Source organism: Clostridium paridis (assembly GCF_016765615.1).
Classification (GTDB): Bacteria; Bacillota; Clostridia; order Clostridiales; family Clostridiaceae; genus Clostridium_T; species Clostridium_T paridis.
Genome location: NZ_JAESWA010000020.1, coordinates 42,284 through 62,852 on the forward strand (window position 1 = coordinate 42,284; position 20,569 = coordinate 62,852).

Annotated in this window: 19 protein-coding genes; 16 read left to right on the forward strand and 3 right to left on the reverse strand. The window is 29.3% G+C overall.

Annotated elements, in window-relative coordinates; all coding sequences use genetic code 11:
* Positions 1-83 precede the first annotated feature (83 nt).
* The 4 genes from JK634_RS06690 (at position 84) to JK634_RS06705 (ending at position 3,419) form a co-directional block, all read left to right on the forward strand.
* A complete protein-coding gene (locus JK634_RS06690) occupies positions 84-533 on the forward strand; it encodes a hypothetical protein (protein ID WP_202766866.1) in 450 nt (149 codons plus the stop codon).
* Positions 534-581: 48 nt separating this feature from the next.
* Positions 582-2,414: a sensor histidine kinase gene (locus tag JK634_RS06695; RefSeq protein ID WP_202766867.1), complete on the forward strand. Its 1,833-nt coding sequence runs from the start codon at positions 582-584 to the stop codon at positions 2,412-2,414.
* An 85-nt stretch (positions 2,415-2,499) separates the two neighbouring features.
* The gene (locus JK634_RS06700; RefSeq protein WP_202766868.1) at positions 2,500-2,841 is read left to right on the forward strand and encodes an MmcQ/YjbR family DNA-binding protein; all 342 of its coding nucleotides are present in this window, start codon (positions 2,500-2,502) and stop codon (positions 2,839-2,841) included.
* 20 nt (positions 2,842-2,861) lie between these two features.
* Positions 2,862-3,419, forward strand: coding sequence for a hypothetical protein (locus tag JK634_RS06705; protein WP_202766869.1), 558 nt, complete (start codon positions 2,862-2,864; stop codon positions 3,417-3,419).
* A gap of 16 nt (positions 3,420-3,435) precedes the next feature.
* Here the strand turns inward: JK634_RS06705 and JK634_RS06710 are convergent, their stop codons facing one another.
* Positions 3,436-4,185 (reverse strand): 3'-5' exonuclease, encoded by a 750-nt coding sequence (locus tag JK634_RS06710; protein WP_202766870.1) that lies wholly within the window; start codon positions 4,183-4,185, stop codon positions 3,436-3,438.
* A gap of 173 nt (positions 4,186-4,358) precedes the next feature.
* Here JK634_RS06710 and JK634_RS06715 point away from each other — a divergent pair, with 173 nt between their 5' ends.
* Positions 4,359-5,504, forward strand: a complete 1,146-nt coding sequence (locus tag JK634_RS06715) for a serine/threonine-protein kinase (protein ID WP_202766871.1) — start codon at positions 4,359-4,361, stop codon at positions 5,502-5,504.
* A 201-nt stretch (positions 5,505-5,705) separates the two neighbouring features.
* Positions 5,706-7,505 carry a methyl-accepting chemotaxis protein gene (locus JK634_RS06720; RefSeq protein WP_202766872.1) on the forward strand — a complete coding sequence of 600 codons (1,800 nt, stop codon included), beginning with the start codon at positions 5,706-5,708 and terminating at the stop codon, positions 7,503-7,505.
* 39 nt (positions 7,506-7,544) lie between these two features.
* Here JK634_RS06720 and JK634_RS06725 read toward each other — a convergent pair whose 3' ends face one another.
* Positions 7,545-9,257: a methyl-accepting chemotaxis protein gene (locus JK634_RS06725; protein WP_202766873.1), complete on the reverse strand. Its 1,713-nt coding sequence runs from the start codon at positions 9,255-9,257 to the stop codon at positions 7,545-7,547.
* 15 nt (positions 9,258-9,272) lie between these two features.
* The gene (locus tag JK634_RS06730; RefSeq protein ID WP_202766874.1) at positions 9,273-9,851 is read right to left on the reverse strand and encodes a TetR/AcrR family transcriptional regulator; all 579 of its coding nucleotides are present in this window, start codon (positions 9,849-9,851) and stop codon (positions 9,273-9,275) included.
* Between the two features lie 281 nt (positions 9,852-10,132).
* Between JK634_RS06730 and JK634_RS06735 the strand changes: the two genes are divergently transcribed.
* The 10 genes from JK634_RS06735 (at position 10,133) to JK634_RS06780 (ending at position 20,547) form a co-directional block, all read left to right on the forward strand.
* A complete protein-coding gene (locus JK634_RS06735; RefSeq protein ID WP_202766875.1) occupies positions 10,133-10,288 on the forward strand; it encodes a hypothetical protein in 156 nt (51 codons plus the stop codon).
* Between the two features lie 108 nt (positions 10,289-10,396).
* Positions 10,397-10,984 carry a TetR/AcrR family transcriptional regulator gene (locus tag JK634_RS06740; protein ID WP_202766876.1) on the forward strand — a complete coding sequence of 196 codons (588 nt, stop codon included), beginning with the start codon at positions 10,397-10,399 and terminating at the stop codon, positions 10,982-10,984.
* Complete coding sequence (locus JK634_RS06745; RefSeq protein WP_202766877.1) at positions 10,981-11,427, forward strand: hypothetical protein; 447 nt, start codon at positions 10,981-10,983, stop codon at positions 11,425-11,427. Before JK634_RS06740 ends, JK634_RS06745 begins: the two co-directional genes overlap by 4 nt.
* A 9-nt stretch (positions 11,428-11,436) precedes the next feature.
* The gene (locus JK634_RS06750) at positions 11,437-11,724 is read left to right on the forward strand and encodes a 4Fe-4S binding protein (RefSeq protein WP_338031218.1); all 288 of its coding nucleotides are present in this window, start codon (positions 11,437-11,439) and stop codon (positions 11,722-11,724) included.
* 111 nt (positions 11,725-11,835) lie between these two features.
* Positions 11,836-13,014 (forward strand): acetyl-CoA C-acetyltransferase, encoded by a 1,179-nt coding sequence (locus JK634_RS06755; protein ID WP_202766879.1) that lies wholly within the window; start codon positions 11,836-11,838, stop codon positions 13,012-13,014.
* Positions 13,015-13,216: 202 nt separating this feature from the next.
* Positions 13,217-16,678, forward strand: a complete 3,462-nt coding sequence (locus JK634_RS06760; protein WP_202766880.1) for an efflux RND transporter permease subunit — start codon at positions 13,217-13,219, stop codon at positions 16,676-16,678.
* A gap of 60 nt (positions 16,679-16,738) precedes the next feature.
* A complete protein-coding gene (locus tag JK634_RS06765) occupies positions 16,739-17,446 on the forward strand; it encodes a response regulator (RefSeq protein ID WP_202766881.1) in 708 nt (235 codons plus the stop codon).
* On the forward strand, positions 17,424-18,467 hold the full coding sequence (locus JK634_RS06770; RefSeq protein WP_202766882.1) for a sensor histidine kinase: 1,044 nt from the start codon (positions 17,424-17,426) through the stop codon (positions 18,465-18,467). Before JK634_RS06765 ends, JK634_RS06770 begins: the two co-directional genes overlap by 23 nt.
* Before the next feature lie 38 nt (positions 18,468-18,505).
* Positions 18,506-19,261 carry an ABC transporter ATP-binding protein gene (locus tag JK634_RS06775; RefSeq protein ID WP_202766883.1) on the forward strand — a complete coding sequence of 252 codons (756 nt, stop codon included), beginning with the start codon at positions 18,506-18,508 and terminating at the stop codon, positions 19,259-19,261.
* Positions 19,261-20,547 carry an FtsX-like permease family protein gene (locus tag JK634_RS06780; RefSeq protein ID WP_202766884.1) on the forward strand — a complete coding sequence of 429 codons (1,287 nt, stop codon included), beginning with the start codon at positions 19,261-19,263 and terminating at the stop codon, positions 20,545-20,547. The genes JK634_RS06775 and JK634_RS06780 overlap by 1 nt, the downstream gene beginning before the upstream one ends.
* The last annotated feature ends 22 nt before the right edge of the window (positions 20,548-20,569 follow it).

Below are 20,569 nucleotides of genomic sequence, written 5' to 3' on the forward strand. Positions count from 1 at the left end.
ATTTATTGACAAAAATCTACCTTTATAACAAAATAATAGTGTACTTTAAGGTAAAACATATAAAAGAAAGAGGAATATCACAAATGATAAGAAATTATTTAATCGAACTAGTAGTAACGTGCATACCAGAAATGTTTCTAATGGCTATAACAATATATATGATAGCTAATAAAATTTTTGATAAGAAAAAGATACTTATTTCAACTGCAATTATGGGTCCAATAGGACTTGTTGTGCCTAAGCTTCCAATAAGTTTTGGGGTACATACAATAATCATGATGAGTATTTATTTAATCGTATTAATATCAATTAATAAAATAGAAGTTAGGAAGGCTATATCTGGTCTTTTAGTATGTTTATTCATAATAATTACTTCAGAATTTATAAATTTTGCAATATTAGGAGTATTCAGAATAACGCCAGACAAAAAAGAGCTTATAACGCAGTTTTATATGATACCATCGACACTTATATATATACTAATAAATTTTGCAATATATAAGTTGTTTTATTTGAAAAGAAAAAATGTATAAGCTTAAGAATGAAAGATTAAGACATTTTTAAAGATATAAGGGGAAGTTATGGGAAATCAGTACAGTGAGAAAAGCAAAAAAGTAGAAGATATATTATTAATAGTAAAAACTCTAGCGTTATTTGCTTCAGCTGCTGTAGTTTTCACCAAGTTTTCAGTTAAAGTAGATGCTTTGAGAGATAAAAGTAGTTTTATACCAGTGATGATTATAATAGCATCTATATTTATAATGGTTTATATAATGTGGATGATTATGAATTTTAAAAGTAACAATAAACTTGTCTTAATGATAGTAAGACATTTAGAATGGATAATCTTTTTATCAATATTTACATCAATTTTGATAATTTCCAACGATAATGTGGTTCAATATAAACTATTATTTTTATTTATAATAATCACGACTACAATTCAATCAGGAATTATACCTGGATTTGAGATGGCAAGTTTAGCCTCTATTATAATATTAGGCATAGATTTGAAGTATGGTTCTCATTTGGTAATTAATACATATCTAGAAAATGACTTAATTATAATTACTACATTTATAGTAACTGCATTAGTATTAGGCTATTATGTAAAAATCGAGGAAGAAAAATTAGCAATTAGAGATGATGAATTGCAGTCTTTATCCCAAGAAATAAAGGAATATAACAATAAAAGAAAGTACATAGAAGAATTACTTATAAATAATGATTTTTGCTATAATAATTTGATTGAAAATTCTAAGAATATAATATTTATTCATAGAAATTTCAAACTAATATTTGCAAATAGGAGAGCTATGGAGCTATTTGGAATAGATTCTTATGAAGAATTACAGGGGAAAAGTTTTTTGGATTTATTTCATAAGTCAGATATTAATAGAGTAAAAGAAGGTATTAAATCCTTAATGGAGAGAAAAACAAATGAAATTAAGTTTAAAGGAATAGTACTATCAAAGTCTAATGGAGATAAATTAAAAGTTGAAGGCAGCTCAACTTATTTCTTTTATGAGGGAAAGCCAACTGTATTAAGTATTTATAGAGATATAACATACAAAGAGAAAGCTGAATCTCTACAAAAGGCTGTTAAAGAAAATGAAAAGTTATTGCAAGAATCTAAAGAATTAAATAACACAATGATTGAAATATTTTCAAATATTTCGCATGAATTTAAAACTCCAATTAATGTAATATCATCTGCTTCTCAAGTATTAAGTCTGTATGAGAGACAGAATTATCCTATAATAGTTAAAAAGCAACAGTATCTAGAATCAATAAAACAAAATTGTTATAGGCTTACTCGATTAGTTAACAATCTTTTAGAATTGACAAAGGTAGATAAAGGAGCAATTAAATTAAATTTGCATAATCACAATATCGTTGTTATTGTGGAGGAAATAATATCCTCCATAGTGGCATATGTAGAAAATAGAGGATTAAGTATTATTTTTGATACAGATATAGAAGAAAAATATGTATCCTGTGATGTGGAGAAAATAGAAGCGATTCTGCTAAACTTATTGTCTAATGCAATTAAATTTTCAAAAAGTGGAGATACAATATTTGTACAAGTTTCAGATAAGGATGAATATGTTGATATTTCTATTAAGGACACAGGAGTTGGAATTCCTTCAGAAAAGATGGATTTAATATTTGAAAGATTTGGACAAGTAGATAAAACTTTTAGAAGGAATAATGAAGGTACAGGAATAGGTTTAGCACTTGTAAAGTCTTATGTAGAAATGCATAATGGCAGTATAGAAGTTAATAGTGAATTAAATGTAGGGAGTGAGTTCATAATTAAACTAAGAGCTATAAAGGATAATAATATAGAGAAAACCTTTATCTATGAACCTAGCATCGATATTATTAATATGGAATTTTCAGATATACAGTAAATGTTTAGCTTAGAATCAAAGGTAATAAAACCTTTGATTTATTTTTTATAGAATATAAGTAATAAAAATATTTTTGGAGGAAAATATGAATATTAAAGATTATTGTTTGGCATTTCCTTATTCAGCAGAAGACTACCCTTTTGGCCCAGAGACATTAGTAATTAAGGTGAATAATAAGATGTTTGTATTATTTGGGGGCGATGATTCAATTTCATTAAAGTGCAATCCTTTTGCAGCCATAGAATATAGAGAAATGTTTAATGGGGTAAAACCTGGATATCATCTGAATAAGAAGTATTGGAATACTGTTAGCTTAAATGATGATGTAAATGAAGAAATGATAAAAGTGATGATAAAAGAATCCTACATTGAAGTAGTAAAGACATTTCCCAAAAGGGATAGGGATAGGTATCTTAGTAAATTATAAAACTGCTGGGAGGTATGAGGATGAAACCTTTATTAATTCCAATGAAAGAAGAAGAATTTAAACAAGTATGTAAAATTAGAGTTAAAAATATAATGCAAGGTATGAATGATTATATAAATGGAATTTTAGAAATTAATCATGACTTAGGTGAGAGAGAGACTTTTGAAAATTTTAATTTAAAATATGAAGATAGATTTATTAAATTTATGGAGAAACTCTATGACATAAATAAAGAAGCTCCAGTTGTGGTTGATCTATATTTAAAAGATGTTAACCCAGAAGGAATAATTATTATGTTAAATTCACTAGATTATAATGATCAAATAACTCTTATCAATCATGTTAAAAACATTAAAGGCGACGAAATTTACTTTAAGATAGATTCAAAAGAATTAATTCCCTTTATAACAAAACTATCAACAAGAGAATTACATTTTTGTACAATTCATTTTACTAAAATCCCAGTTACAATCTGGGGAAATTATAATTTAGCCTTTCCTATTTTTTGTGAAAAGCTAGGGGATCTAAACTTTTATAAAAATATTGCAGAGGAATTTGGAATTATAATGGTAAATTAAAAATTAAATGCGAGCTTTAATTTTTAATTTGAAATTGATTAGTTTTCCCCATAAGATAAGCCAATTTTATAATTCCCTTTTCTTCTTTTGTCATTTTTCTATTGTACATCTTTTCAAATTGTTCTATTAAATGATAAGTATCAATTTTGCTCTTTGAGTTTTTTCTTTTTACATTAGTATTCTTACTATATTTTTTTGAAACAATATTCTCAGTATATATGTTAGTAAAGACTTGGACAGTATAGCAAGCATCATTATAAGCATCATGAAATTGATTAATAATAGGTATATCTAATAATGTAATAGCATTATTTAAGCCAATATTAGTTCCTTTTGGACAGTTAAAGTATTTAGAAGCATAATGCTGGATATCTATATATTCTTTAGTTATTAAAGAATCATCTAAATGAAAAAAGTATATATTTCTAAACAATTCTCTAATATCTGCAGTTCCCCATACGCAAAGTATATTTTCATCCTTTCCTATAAAGTCAACGAATTCTAAATATACCTCACTAAAGTTTTTTGAATTATTAAGATCTTCAATTGTTAAGTTGGTCATCTCCTTAATAAAAGAATGAAGATTTTTATATATCTGAGGTTTGACTAACCTATTATAAGATGAAATAATGTTAAATTCACTATTTAATTTAACTGCACCAATTTGAATGATTTCAAAAGGGCAGCTAGGATTAATTGGTGAATCATTTTTTCTAGCATATTTATATCCTTGGTTAAATTCTAAATCAAATATTATATAATTCATTATTTCTCCTAAGTTTCATATATATATTAATTGTAGTTAGTATGTAGAAAAATTATAAAATAATACACAAACACAAATAACTAAGGTACTATATTTTAATTTTTACCTTAAAAAATATTTATATTTTTTCGAATTATTTAAGAGTATAAATTATAGATATTAGGGTGTGAAAAATGCTTAATTGTGGAGAAGTTTTAAATAGAAAATATGAAATAGTAAAACATCTAGGGAATGGAGGTATGGGGACAGTATATTTATGTAAAGATATTAATTCTGGGGAATTTTATGCAATAAAAGAAATGAAAGAGGATAATGAATTTGAAATAGATGCAGTATCAGAAGTTAATATATTAAATAGATTAAAACATTCTGGAATTCCGAGAGTCACAGATACGTTTTCTACCGATGGAAATCTATACATGGTTGAAGACTATATAGATGGATGGACACTAAAAGAATACTTAACTGATAAAGGAATGGTTGAAAACGAAGAGGCTTGCCATATAATACTTGAATTATGTGATATAATAGGATATTTACATAGTTTCAATCCTCCTATTATATATAGAGATTTGAAGCCAACAAATATTATGATTACAAAAGATGAGAAAGTACTATTAATTGATTTTGGAACCACGAAAGAGTATAAATACAATAAAAACAGTGATACCGTGGTTATAGGAACAACGGGGTATGCTGCACCTGAACAATACGGATTTGGACAGTCTTGTATTCAAACTGATATCTATGGAATGGGTGCTATAATGTATTTTCTTTTTACTACAAAGGAAGTATCAAGAACCTCTGAATTGTTTAAGGATGATAACTATACAAGAGTTAATCTTGAACTTCAAAGAATCATAAAAAAATGTTTGGAATTTGATATTGCTGACAGATACAAAACTGTTGATGAATTAAGAAAGGATATTAACAGTTATTTACGTGACAGTGCATTTGAGAAAACATCAATATTATTTAGTTCAAAAGATAATTATAACAAATCAACAAATAAACCTAGGTTAAGTAAGAATATACTCGGGTTTTTAGTATTATCAATAGCAGCTTTATTTGTAGTATACTCTCTTTTTACTAATAACACTAAAGCAGAAGACAAAAATAATGTAAGTAAACCAAGTAAAGATAGTAGTATAGATACCTTACCTAAACCTGAGGATAGCCAGCCTATAAAAGAAGATAATGTTATTAATAATAGTGATCAGACTAAAGTTGACGATAGTAATTTCAATAAAGAAAACAATAATAAAGAAATATATAAAAAGCAGAATAAAAATAAAGGAAAAAATAAAAATAAGCACTAAATATGAGAACTATACTTACCTATATTCTACAATGTAAGTATAGTTCTTTGTTAATAAGAGTAATTTATAAATTACTTTGCAATTAGCTTAAAAATAGTATAAACTAATAGTAATTATTAAGAAATAATAAAATGGATTATTTCTTGAAAGTTGTTGATATGTAATAGAATTTATTAAAAGGTTGATTGTGGAGGTATAATTATGAAAGGGACAGTAGTGAGAACATGGATGAAAACATGTAGAAGGCTTTATAATGACGAATGTGTGGATAGAGCATTAGAGCTAGCTGGGTTTTCAAGAGATAAAGTTTTTTCACCATTAGAGGATGTTGACGATAGAAACATTAATAAAATAATACAAGAAATAGCAAAAGCTAATAATCTTACAATATCAAATTTATGGAGAACAATAGGCATAGATAATGTAAAAAGTTTTACTGGTGATTATCCAGCTTTTTTTAAACATGAAAATTTATATACTTTTTTAAAATCAATGTATGATGTGCATGTAATAGTTGTTAAAAGGATACCAGGGGCAAAGCCGCCGCTATTGGATCTTAAACCAATATCAAAGAGACAAGCTATTTTTGAATACTCTTCTAAGAGAGGTATGTTTGATTATTTTCAAGGAATGCTGGAAGGGGCTAGTAATCATTTTAATGAGAAATTAATTGTCGACGAGATATCCAGGACAGAAGATAATTTGAAGTTAAAGTTAACATTTGAAAAAGACATATATACAAAGAAAAAATATGGACTTAATAAGTTTATATCTTTAGGATTTATAAGAAATATCGGCGTAAAGGTTTCTTTACTTACTACAGTAATTGTAGCAATAATAAATCTTGCAGTTTATTTTACTAATAAAGATTTACTTATATATAGTTCTATAATAAGTGGATTTATTGGAACACTTATTGCAAATAATCTATTACATAAACCAATGGGCTCTATAATAGAAGGTCTAAATAAACTTAAGGATAATAATTATGTTGATGACTTACAGATTGAAACAGGGGATTTCTACGAAGAATTATATAATTCAATAAGAGAATACAAGGACATAGTTACAAAAGACTTTGTGGGATTTAAGGGTGTAACAGATGAAATCAATACCTTTAGCTCAGAGGTAGGTAGTATAGCGAATAAGATGGGAAATACTTCTGGTGAGATAGGTGGAGTTGTAGAGCAGGTGGCTAATGCAGCCATACTACAAACTGCAGAAATTGAAGCATCTGTATCTATGCTAAGGGATAGTGTAAAATCTATTGTATCTGTAACTGCAAAGGAACATGAAAATAAAGGTGAACTTGAAAAAGCAGTTGTAAAAATTAAGGATAGTTATGAAAATACCAGAAATACTTCTGATAAGTTAAATAATGTTCTTGAGGGATTTGGAAGTGTTAAAAGTAATAGTTTAGAGCTTCAAAATAGAGCTCGTGGAATTACTCAAATAGTTTCATTAGTATCCTCAATTGCAGAACAAACCAATTTACTTGCGTTAAATGCATCAATTGAGGCAGCAAGAGCAGGGGAATCAGGTAAGGGATTTGCAGTTGTAGCTGATGAGGTAAGAAAGCTTGCAGAACAATCCCAAGAAGCAGTAAATAATATTACTGGAGGATTAAGTGAGTTTATAGGTGAAGTAGATGATATAGTTGGTGACATTGCAAAACAATTTGATATTTTGAAACAGGAAAATGAAAAGTTGAATACAGCTGTTACATATAGTAGCAGTGCAAATGACACAATAAATGCAGTTGCTAACAAAATGATAGAAACATCAAATAGATTAGAAGAAGAAACAAAAGCAATGACTAAAGTTTATGATAAGATAGAATCTCTAGTTTCTATAGCGGAAGAAAATACAGCAGCATCAGAAGAAGTAAGTGCAAGTGTTCAGATATATACAGATGATATATCTAAACTTACAGAGAGCATAAAAGAATTTAAGAAGCTTACATATCAATTCAATGAAGATTTGGACAAGTATAAGATATAATAATAATCCCCATGATTTCTATCATGGGGATTATTATTATTATAATTTAAATCTAGATGTCATTTTATTTAAGTTTTCAGCTAGCATTGCTTGAGATTGAGCTGCTTTAGATACTTCTTCAATTGCGAAGGTAGTTTCACTAATGCTGTTCATTATTTCATCTGAGCCAGCGGCAGATTCCTCAGCTGTAGCAGCAACAGTTTCTATAGCAGATGTAACTTGCTCGATAGTTTCAGACATTGACTTGCTACCAGATGCAATTTGTTCTGAAATACTAGCTATAAATTCAGCATCCAACTCATATTGTTTTCCAGTGTCCATAAGTAATTCATAGGTTGGTTGAACATAATCTGTCATAAATTGAAGCATGCTTTGTCCACTACTAGATAGGTTATTTACAGCTATATCTATTTTCGTAACCATTTCCTGAATATTCTTTACAGATTCTGCGGATTCTTCAGCTAGTTTTCGTACTTCATCTGCAACTACAGCAAAGCCTTTTCCAGTTTCTCCAGCTCTAGCCGCTTCAATAGCAGCATTTAAGGCAAGTAGGTTAGTTTGCTCAGCAATATCACCTATTGATGAGGCTAACTCTTTTATTTCATTAACTACTTTACTTTCTTTAATAGCATTATTAATATCTGTTTCTTGTTTCTTATAAATTTCATTTCCTTCAGTAATAGCCTTTGATGCTTTTTCCTTAATATTTAGTGCCCTTATTTCAATAGCTTTGACAGAATTAAGAGCTTCCTTAGCCTTATCAGCTAAAGAATATGTAGTATCTCCAATCTGCTCAGAAGAAGCATTTATTTCTTCAGTTGTGGCACTAAGGTCTTGAGCTCCCTTTGCGATATCCATAGTAGATTCATTTACTGTAAGCATTTTGGAAGATAATTCTTGCATTGTAGCCGATAATTCTTCACTTGATGAACTTATATTTTGAGCACTTGATGAAAGCTCGGAAATTAAGTATTTTGTATTTTGAACAGCGTTATTTAAGGAATTAGCAAGACTTCCAATTTCGTCATTTGATGTAATTTCAATTGATTTAGAAAGATCTCCATCACCTAAAGCATGAGCAAAAGACTCTACCTTTTTCAATCTTTTTGATATATTGGTAGATACTGATATTCCACATACTAAAGCAAATAAAAAACCTACGATTGTTGAAACTACAATTAGGACATTTGATTTATTAGAAACATTTATGTTAGATGTATTAGCATCAGAAGCTTGAGATACATTGTACTGAATAAGCTTGTCAAGAGTATCTGACATAGAGGCTCTTATTTTTGCAGATTCAGTTAACGCAGGAACTGCTTCATCATATTTACCACCTTCAACAAGTTTAACTACTTTGTCACGTGCATCTCTATATTGAGCAAGTGTATTATTATAATCATTTAATAATTTCTTTTCATTTGAATCTAAATTGAGCTTGCCAAACTTATCTAGTAAGGTGTTGTTTTGAGTCTTCAACCTATCCATAAGATCTTTTGTCTCAGCAAGTTTACTACTATCCTTGGAATAAACTAAAAGATAGAACTGGGTTTGAAGCTGTAGTGAATTCCCTTTAATAGTATTTAATGCATCTAAGGATTGTAAACTATCTTCATACATAGAGGTAGCGTTATTGGAGATTTTCTTCATATTTTGCATTCCAATTAATCCGACTCCAACAATGAATAATGATACTAGGATGAAACTTAATATAAGCTTGTACGAGATTTTTGAGTTTTTTAATAATTTCATGATATGCCTCCTAGTTTAATAGTTTTCAGATATTTCTTTCCAATAAGTATTCCAATATTTATCAAAGTACTCTAAATCTTTAGTTCCATTGGACTCAATAATATCAATAGCAATAGATTTTATAAGAGTATTGAAAAAATCAATATGCTTGTTCAAACCGTAGTTTTTAAGTACTCCTTGTTTAATACCATCTATGAATATAGGTTTAACTTTTTCAATAACGATAGAATATTTCTCTATAGAAAATTCACGAACTTCTTCATTTAGACTATAGGGAGGAAATATGAAGTTGCGTAATAAAAGGGTTGAATTATAGTGATCATTCTTATCAAAATTCACATAAAAAGCATAGATACCATAAAGCTGCATTTGTATAGATCTGTGACTATTATCATTAATAGTCTCATGAATAGATTTAATAAAATCATCCCATACAGTAAATAAGAGTGAAAAGAAAAGCTCTTGTTTTGATTTAAAGTGAGCATACAAAGCACCAGGAGTTATATTTAAAGAATTGGTAATGTCTCTGACGGAAGTGCCGTCAAAGCCTCGTTCACAGAAAAGTACTTTGGCTACTTGTAGTATTTTATCCAAGGGTGTAACACATCCTTTCTAAACGAACGTTTATTAAGATAATACTACCATGAGTTTTAACAATATTCAATTTATTTCGACAAAAAACAACTCATTTTACTGTGGGAAAAGTTTGTATTTATGGAGTTATTTTAATAAAGAATAAATAATTGAAGATAAATTTAAGAGGCTTTATATAAAGTTAAAGAATATAAAAATTTACTATTTTAAACTTAGAAGGTTGATGTTAAAATAACTTAGGTATATAAAAAGTTTAAGAAATATGAATTGGAGTTTATATTATGAATAATAACAATATGGAAATGATGAAGAAATTAATAGAAGAAAAAAAGAAAAAAGGGTTAGAGAAAAATAGTAGCAATAGGGCTCATAAATCAATAGGTCAAAAGAGAAATGGTAGAAGCAATAAAAATGGCGGTGGACTTTTTGATAAGTAGAACAAGAGAATGCTACTTGGATAAGAAATCTAAACAATTTCTTATTGACAAAATAGACAGACTGGTCTAATATTTAGCTAGATAATAATTTAACAAGGAGGAGAAGGTATGGCTAAAAACACAAAAGGTGAGCAATCTAAGAATAAATTAGTTGAATGCGCAGCTGAGCTTTTTATGAAAAATGGATATAATGCAACAGGGATTAATGATATCTTAGCCCTGGCTGAATTACCTAAGGGGTCATTTTACTTTCACTTTTCTAGCAAAAAGAATTTGGCTATAGAAGTTTCTTATTATTTTGATAAAAAAATAAATGAATGGATTATAGAAACTTCTAAAGGAAAGAAGTGGGATGAATTTATAACACAGCTAATACAACAAATGATAAGTGGTGCTGAGCAAAATAAGCATTATGGATGTCCTTTTGCAGTATTAGGGCTAGAGATAGCTTTTTCAGAACCAGATATCTCCGAATATTATAATAAGTCAATAAAAAGGTTAATTGGTGTTTTTAAAGATATATTTGAATCCTCAGGTATTTCCTCTGATACCTCTGAAGAAATTGCGCATAAAGCTTTCGCCATTTATGAAGGATATTTAGTATATTACAGAATAAGCAAAGAGGTAGATGTTTTAAAAAGAATGCAAAAAGATTTAATTAATATATACATTAATTATAAAGAGGTGAATATATGAAGGAAGCAATAAGAAATTATATTAAAAGCCTAGGAGTTGATGATGTAGGGTTTGCAGCTGTAGCTGATTATGTAAGTCCCAATACGCCCCAAATTGAATCCTTTTTTCCTAAAGCAAAATCCATGATAGTAATGGCTTATAGAGAATTGTCCACTTGCGAAAGCTTGGATCCACAGTTAGCAATGAATGGAAGACTGGATAAAAAAGATGTAATGAGAGCTGATGCATATAAAATATGTCATTACTTAGAGGATGAGTTTAATGCAAAGCTTGTATCTATTCCAGAATCCTTTCCAAGGGGAGGGACTTCGGCAGTATCTCTTAGACATGCAGCAGTAGCAGCAGGTTTAGGGAACTTTGGAAGGCATAACCTTGTGATTCATCCGGAGTTTGGTACTAGAGTTACCTTTACAGCTATAGTTACAAATTTAGAATTAGAATGAGATGAAAAAATAGAAGAAAACTTTTGTAATAATTGTGGAATATGTGTGAAGAATTGCCCAACTAAAGCTTTAGATGAGGAAGGAAAAACTGATATTTTTAAATGTATGAAGTCATCTCAACCATATTCATTTATAGCTTATTTATCATTTCTAGATAAATATATAGAGGCAGACAAAGAAAAGAGACAAGCTATGGCAATGGAATTTTTTCCTTATTATCAAGCGAATGCCTTTATAACACAATACTATTGTTTTAATTGTCTTAAGCTTTGCCCAGCGCGTAAAAGAAGTAAGTAGTTTAAATTAAAGAATTTAAACTAAATTTTTAAGCCAAAAATAAACAAACCGGTCTATTAACATTTGTTAAAAAAATAACTAAGAATAATATTATTTTAGGAGGAATTTGAAATGAAGGATGTAGTAATAGTAAGTGCAGTAAGAACTGCAATAGGAGCATATGGTAAAACTTTAAAGGATGTTGCTGCAGTAGATTTGGGAGCTATAGTAATAAAAGAAGCTGTAAGAAGAGCAGGAATTAATCCTAAAGACGTTAATGAAGTAATCTTTGGGAATGTTCTACAAGCAGGACTAGGACAAAACCCGGCTAGACAAGCAGCTATAAAAGGTGGACTACCGGTAGAAGTACCAGCATTAACAATTAATAAGGTTTGTGGTTCAGGTTTAAGAAGTATAAGTTTAGCAGCTCAAATTATAAAGTCAGGAGATGCAGATATAATTATTGCAGGTGGAATGGAAAATATGTCAAGAGCACCATACTTAGCTGAGAATGCTAGATGGGGTTATAGAATGGGGAATTCAGAGTTAGTTGATGAAATGATAAGAGATGGGTTATGGGATGCCTTCAATGATTATCACATGGGGGTAACTGCTGAAAATGTAGCAGAAAGATGGAATGTTTCAAGAGAAGAACAGGATGAGTTCTCACTTTTATCTCAACAAAAAGCAGAAAAAGCTATAAAAGAAGGACGTTTTAAAGATGAAATAGTTCCTGTAGTTATTAAGACCAAAAAAGGTGAAGTTGTTTTTGATACAGATGAATTCCCAAGGTTCGGAAATAGTATGGAAGCATTGAGCAAATTAAAACCAATATTTAAAGGAGATGGAAGCATTACAGCAGGAAATGCTTCAGGAATAAATGATGGAGCAGCAGCGTTAGTAATAATGAGTGCTGAAAAGGCAAAGGAACTAAAGTTGAAGCCTCTTGCTAAAATAAGTGGATATGATTCAGCAGGGTTAGATCCAGCTATAATGGGATATGGAGGATTTTATGCTACAAAAGGTGTACTAAATAAGTTGAATTTAAAGGCAGAGGAATTAGATCTAGTTGAAGCAAATGAAGCATATGCATCACAAAGTATAGCAATAGCAAAAGATTTAAATTTGGACATGAGTAAAGTAAATGTTAATGGTGGAGCTATTGCCCTCGGGCATCCAATAGGTGCGTCAGGTGCTAGGATAGTAGTTACGCTACTGCATGAAATGCAAAAAAGAGATGCAAAAAGAGGGTTAGCTACTTTATGTATAGGTGGAGGCCAAGGAACTGCATTGGTAGTTGAAAGAGAATAATTAAGTTTTTTAGGATTGTATCAGATGAAATTTTTGATACAATCCTTTTTTATTACCTAATGTTTCAATATTGTAACATTGGTGTAACTATAATAAGTATATAAAAATATAGAAGTTGTTTAAAATTATTTAAAATAGGGAAAATATCTAAGCAATTTAAAAGGAGTAGTGAGAATAAAATTTATTAACTAGGAGTGAAAAAATGAAGAAGGCAATTAATTTTGTACTAAAGAATGTTTTCGTTGTATTTTTAATAATTGCAATGATTACAGCTGGGGGATTTTATTCAGCTAAGAACATAAAGATGGAGGCTATGCCCAATATAAATATACCTATGATTACAGCAGTTTCTGTATATCCAGGAGCTTCGCCAGAAGATGTAGCAGAAAAGATTACAAGACCTATGCAAAAAGGAATTTCAAGTATTCAAGGAATTAAAGATGTAAGAACTATAAATAATGAGAATGTTGGAATTATAGTTGCAGAATTTGATTATAGTAAAGATATGGACAAGGCTGAAAAAGAAGTGTCTGATGCAGTAAATAAAGTGACATTACCAGATACAGCTCAGAAGGCTACCGTTTCAAGAATAGGCTTTGGAAGTATGCCTATAATGACATATGCAGTAGATGGTGGAACTGATAAAGATAAACTTACAAAATATATTAATGATACAGTAAATCCAAAGCTTACAGGAGTGGATGGGGTATCAAGTATATCTGTACAAGGAACTGCAAGTAGTAACACTTATATTAAGGTAAAGCAGGATAAGTTAAAGGAAAATGGCTTATCAATGGATGATATAAAGAATGCATTATCAGGAAATAACTTTTCATTTCCAGTAGGAGAAACAGATATAAATGGCTCAACAATGCCTATTAGATCTGAGGCAAAAATAAATAGTATTGATGAAATAAAATCTATACCAATTGTTGTTCCTATAAATGCGAATAAAGTTATGGCAGATCAAGTTGGTTCAGCAGTAGGGCAGCTTGGACAAGGAATGCAACAAATGGCAGATGGATTTTCACAGGGAATGGCTCAAATAGGACAAGGCATGGGGCAGATGGGTGGCTTAGTTGGAGGAAACACTCAGGCTATTGCAATGCTAAACGCAATTCAGAAAATACAAATGGGAATATTATCTCAACAAAGTATTTTACAGAATCCACAAGCAACAACAGAACAAAAGGCTCAAGCGCAAGTAATATTAGCCAAATTACAAGAGAGTTTAAAACAGACTCAAGATGCATTAGATAAATCAATAAATGATACTATTGATAAATCTAAAGGAATGGCACAATCACAATCATCTCAAGGACAGAAAAGCCAAAACTCTAGTACTACATCCAAAAACACAACAAATGGCTCTAAGAATGAGATTGAAGTTAAGGTAGTGTTTTTAGGTGATGTTGCAGAGATAACTAATACAGCTACTGATAAGCAAATGAAAACTCGTGCAAACAATAAAGATGCAATAATACTAAGTGTTTATAAAACAGATGATGCAAATACTGTTCAAGTTTCGAATGACATTAAATCTTCAATAAAGGATTTACAAAATGCAAATTCAGACTTTAAATTCAGTTTGGTTAGTGATAGTTCAACTAGCATAAAGGATTCTGTTAATGGAATGGTTAGAGAAGGTGTTTTAGGTGCCTTATTTGCAATTGTTGTAATTGCATTATTCTTAAAAGATTTAAGAGCGACTATAATCGCGGTTGTATCTATTCCATTGTCAATATTAATAGCACTAATTCTACTTCCTAGGTTTGGAATAAGTTTGAATATAATGTCATTGGGGGGGATGGCTGTTGCTGTTGGGCGTATAGTAGATGATTCAATCGTGGTAATTGAAAATATATATAGGAGATTTTCAAGTGAAACACATAGAGATTCTGAGCTAATTAAAGAAGCAGTTTCAGAAGTAGCATCAGCTATAACCTCGTCCACAATTACTACTATAGGAGTATTCCTTCCATTATCATTTATTTCAGGAATGGTTGGAAAGATATTCTTCCCATTTGCAGCTACTGTAGTTATATGCATTTTAGCATCTTTGCTAGTATCTATAACTGTAGTACCAGTTTTAACAAAAACAATGCTATTAAATAAAAAAATAAAGCATGTACACCATGAAGGAAAGATTACTATTATTTATAAGAGAATATTATCTTGGTCAATAAGCCATAGAGCAATTGTCTTAGTTTTATCACTAATAATTTTAGTTGGTACATTAGGACTTGCCAAAAAGATACCAGTTCAATTTTTACCAGCATCAAATACAAATACTTTAAATGGTAAGTTGAGTATGACACCAGGAACATCTACAGTAAAAACCAATGAATACTCTTTAAAGTTTGAGAAATATTTATCTGAAAGAAAAGATATTGAAACCTTTGTAAGTTCTGTTGGAGATAGTAGTGCATCAGGAAATGCAATGTCATCTCAAGGAAGTAATGCAGCTACCTATACAATAGTTATCAAAGAAGGAGAAGACATTAATAAGGTAACTAATGAAATACAAGAGGAAGCAAAAAAATTATCTACAGATGAAGGGAAGTTTACGATAAGTACTGAGTCATTATCAGGGCAGTCAGATAAAGTTCAAATAATGCTTTATAGTGACAAGGTTGAAGATTTAAATAAAGCTTCGGAGTTAGTAATGAATAAGCTAAAGGATTTTAAAGACCTTGGAAATTTAACTAGTTCTATTGAACAAAAGAAGCCAGAAATAGACTTGAAAGTTGATGAAAATAAGGCGGCGGAGAATGGATTAAGCTCTATTATGGTTGCAGGGACTGTTAGAAATTCACTTAGTTCAAATAAAATCACAACAATTAAAAATAATGGACAAAGCACTGACGTTTATTTAGGTTATGAAGATGCAAATCTTGATAGTATAGATAAAATAAAAAACATGGATATCGTAGGTATGAAGGGTATTGTAAAACTATCTGATGTTGCTGAAGTAACGCAAGGATATGGTCCAGTTAGTGTTACGGAAATGGATGGAAAACAATATGTATCAGTATCAGCAGATATAAAAACAAAAGATACAAGTAAGGTATCGAAAGAGGCTCTTGCAGCAGTTGATGATATAAAATCACAGCTACCTGAAAGTATTAGCTATGATAATAGCGGAAGTAATAAACAAATAAATGAAAGTTTTTCACAAATGGGAATGGCAATGTTAATAGCTATAGGCCTAGTATATGTAGTTATGGTTTTAGCTTTCGGTGAAGGTAAGACACCATTTGCAATACTTTTCTCATTGCCTTTTGCAGCAGTAGGAGCACTACTTGGATTATTAATTACTGGACAATCCTTATCCGTATCAGGATTAATAGGAATGTTAATGCTCATAGGTATAGTGGTTACAAATGCAATTGTTTTATTGGATAGAGTAAAGCATAATAGGGAAAAAGGATATGGTATTAAGGACGCTTTATTGGAAGCTGGATCAATTAGATTAAGACCAATATTCATGACAGCGTTAGCTACAATAATGGCATTAATTCCATTAGCATTAGGATTCTCAGAAGGTGCGTTAATCTCCCAAGGCTTAGGGATAGTAGTTATAAGTGGTCTATTAGTATCCACATTATTGACCTTGATCATAGTTCCGGTAATGTATAGCATATTACAAAGAGAAAAGATATAATGAAGTTAAAACCGTAAGCTAAAACTTACGGTTTTAATTTAAGTGATGGGAGTTATTAAAGTGAAAAAAATATTAATTGTGGAAGATGATATAAAACTTAATAATCTCATGAAAGCATTTATCGAGAAATATGGATATGAGTGCGTTACTATTAAGGATTATCAAAATATAGAAAATGAATTTAAGGAGGAGAAGCCAGATCTTGTACTTCTAGATATAAATCTTCCTTATTCAGATGGATTTCAGTTATGTAGAAGCTTCAGAAGAGAATCTAATATTCCAATTATTTTTATTTCTGCAAGAAGTAGTGAACTAGAGCAAATAAGAGGAATTGAGATGGGTGCAGATGATTTTATTGTTAAGCCATTTAGTTTTGAATTGCTATTAGTAAAAATACAAGCAGCATTTAGAAGAGTAGTTGATTATTCTCAAGATAAAAGGTTAATCTTAGCATCTGATGGATTAATTTTAAATAAAAGCAATTTTCAAATTAGTTATAAAGGTATGACCACAGAGCTTTCTAAGAAAGAATTTCAATTATTAAGTAAGTTGGTACAAAAAGAGAAATCTGTAGTTTCTCGTGAAGAACTTCTTGAAGAACTATGGGATGAAACATTTTTTGTTGATGATCATACACTCACAGTAAATGTAACAAGAGTTAAAAATAAATTAGCCATACTTGGAATTAATGATGCGATTAGGACTAAAAGAGGATTGGGATATATATATATTAATGGATTAAACGATGAAAAAGAAAATAATAACTAATTTTATTAAAGATAGTTTAAGATACATTATAGCCTTTTATTTAAGTATAGGAGTAATAATACTATATTACTATATAACTGCAGATATAAAGGATATTATATACCCAATTGTAATCGCATCCACAATATTTCTAATTTTTATATTTATAGAATTTGTAAAATACTATAATTTTAACATCAATATTAAAGATTTAATTAATCTACAAAGAGATAAATTACTTGAAGAAACAAATCAACAGAAATATTTCATGCATGTATTAAAAGATATGCAGGGTGAATATCTGAAGGAAATCAGTAGAACAAATGCTGAGAATAATTCTTACAAGTACTTTGTATCTCAGTGGATACACAATATGAAAACTCCAGTTTCTATAATTAGCTTGGTGCTACAAAAGATAAAAGTTGAAAATATGAATACTGAAAGAAATTTAAGCCAAGAAGAAATTAGTAGCTTTATACAAGAAATAGTTGAAGAAAACACAAAGTTACAAAATGGCTTAGAACAATTGTTAAATATTTTAAGAATGGAGCAGTTTGCTAAGGATTATGAGCCGGAAGCAGTTAATTTGGTTGACTCTATAAAAGAGTTAATTAATTCAAAAAAATCATTATTTATATATAACAATGTATTTCCACAAATAGAATGTGAAGATGATAATATTACTGTTTTAACGGATGAAAAGTGGAATAAGTTTATGATAGAACAAATCATAAATAATGCCGTTAAATATTCAAGTGAAAGAGATGTTAAGAAATATATTAAATTTAATATTATGAATAAACATGGTGAAGTTAAATTGAACATTATTGATGAGGGTATTGGCATACCTGAAATAGATATAAATCGCTTATTTGAACCTTTTTTTACTGGTGCTAATGGAAGAAAGTATAAGGAAGCTACTGGTATAGGTCTTTATATTTGTGAACAATTAGCAAAAAACTTAAAACATAAAATTCATATAGAGTCAAAACAGGGCAGGGGAACTAAGGTTACAATAACGTATTTTTTAAATTCACAATAAAATGAATCATTTAACCGTGCATTTAGGAGGAGTTAAAATTGGAAGTACTAAAGGCTAATAATATAGTTAAGAATTATAGTGGCTTATTTAATTATAGCTCTAAAAATATAATTAACGGATTAAATATTAGCATAAATCAAGGGGAATTTACTGCTATAATGGGATCCTCAGGAAGTGGTAAAACTACACTTTTGAACATATTTAGTGGAGTAGATAGGCCTACTATAGGCGACGTTGAGATAATGGGGAGAAATATATCTAAGCTCAATGATAATGAAAGAGCAATTTTTAGAAGAGAAAACTTTGGAATGATATTTCAAAATTTTAATTTGTTAGATGATCTTACACTTAAAGAAAACGCAGCTTTACCACTAGTTATTCAAGGTCAAAAAAAGGAGTATATTGAAGAGAAAGTAGACGAGTTATTTAAGCTTCTTAATATATATGAAGTTGGAGATAAATATCCTACAGGTGTTTCACAAGGGCAAAGACAAAGGGCTGCATGTTGTAGGGCATTAATAACTAATCCCAAAATTGTTTTTGCAGATGAGCCCACTGGAAATCTAGATTCAAAGGCTGCAAAAAAATTCATGAGTTACATAAAGTTAATTAATAAAAATAAAAAAGTAACTATATTATTAGCGACTCATGATTCTGTGGCAGCAAGCTACTGCTCAAGGGTAATTTTTATAAAAGACGGAACTATCTTTGCTGACATATACAATAATAACAATGATAAGAATTTCCATAATAAAATACTAGATTGCCTTGCAATAATGGGCGGTGAAAACTAATGAATTATACAGTTGTTGTATGGGAAAATTTTAGGAGAAACATAAGAAAATTTGCAGCTTTCATTACAGCATGCACTATATCTATAACATTAAATTTTGTATATTCTACGTTAGTTAACAATAAAGAGATACTATTGATTGCCAAGAATAATCTAGTAGTAGCTACATTGAGGTTATCTTTTATTATTATAATTCTAATACTTAGTTTTTTTCTTGTATATTCATATAATTCATATATAAGATCAAGAGATAAAGAATTTAAATTACTTATGTTTATAGGACTAACTAAAAAAGAATTATTTAAGTTGGTATTACTTGAAAACTTACTTTTAATAATTTTATGTTCACTGCTGGGGGCAATATTAGGAGGAGTTTTTTCAAAAATATCTTTCGTTGCACTAATTAAGTACCTAGGAGTATCTTCGCTAACATATAATCTGGAGAAAATAAATTTTATGTCTATTTTGTTATTTTCTACAATTATATATTTGATAGTGCTAACTAGAACAAGGATTTTGCTTAGGAAAGTAAATATATATGAAGAAAGTAATACAAGTGGATATAGAGAGAGAATAAGAAAATATATTAACAGGGGATTTCTTATAGTAATTTTGATTACTGATATTGTCATGTGGATAGATAGTTTTAAGGATAAATCATTAATATACTTAAGTAATTGGTTAAATTGTGTACTTTTGATATATGTGATAGTGTTTTATTTTAGTAAGCTATGCCTATATTTTTTCAAAAAGAAAAAGGTTTTTTATAATGGTAGGTTTCTTTTATTTAAGGAGACCATTAGAAATTTAGAAAAAGGAAAGGTTTTTATATTTTATATAACGTTTTTTAGTTTTCTTTTTATAACTTATAACAGTATATATAACAATATAATATTCAATCAGGTGCAGATTACTGGAAGTGAAATAAAGATATTAGAGTTAATTGCCTTTTTTACAAAAGTACTATTTTTTATTATCTTATCGAATATACTATACTATAAATCACAAATTGATTTAGAGTATATAAAAGAATATTTTCAGAAATTATATTTGATAGGGCTTACCAAAGATGAATTAAGGGTAACAGCTTCAAGGCTACTTAAAAGCATTTTTTTCATGAGCTGTACTTTAAATATGATTATAACTATAATTTATTCATTGTGGATTAAGATGGACATTAGATTGATTCAATCAAATAATATTCTAATCGTATTATCATATATGTTTAACTGTATTGCATATATAAATGCTAAGAAAAAATATAAAGAAATTATTGATATACTATAAGTAGAATATAAATAAGGGGCTG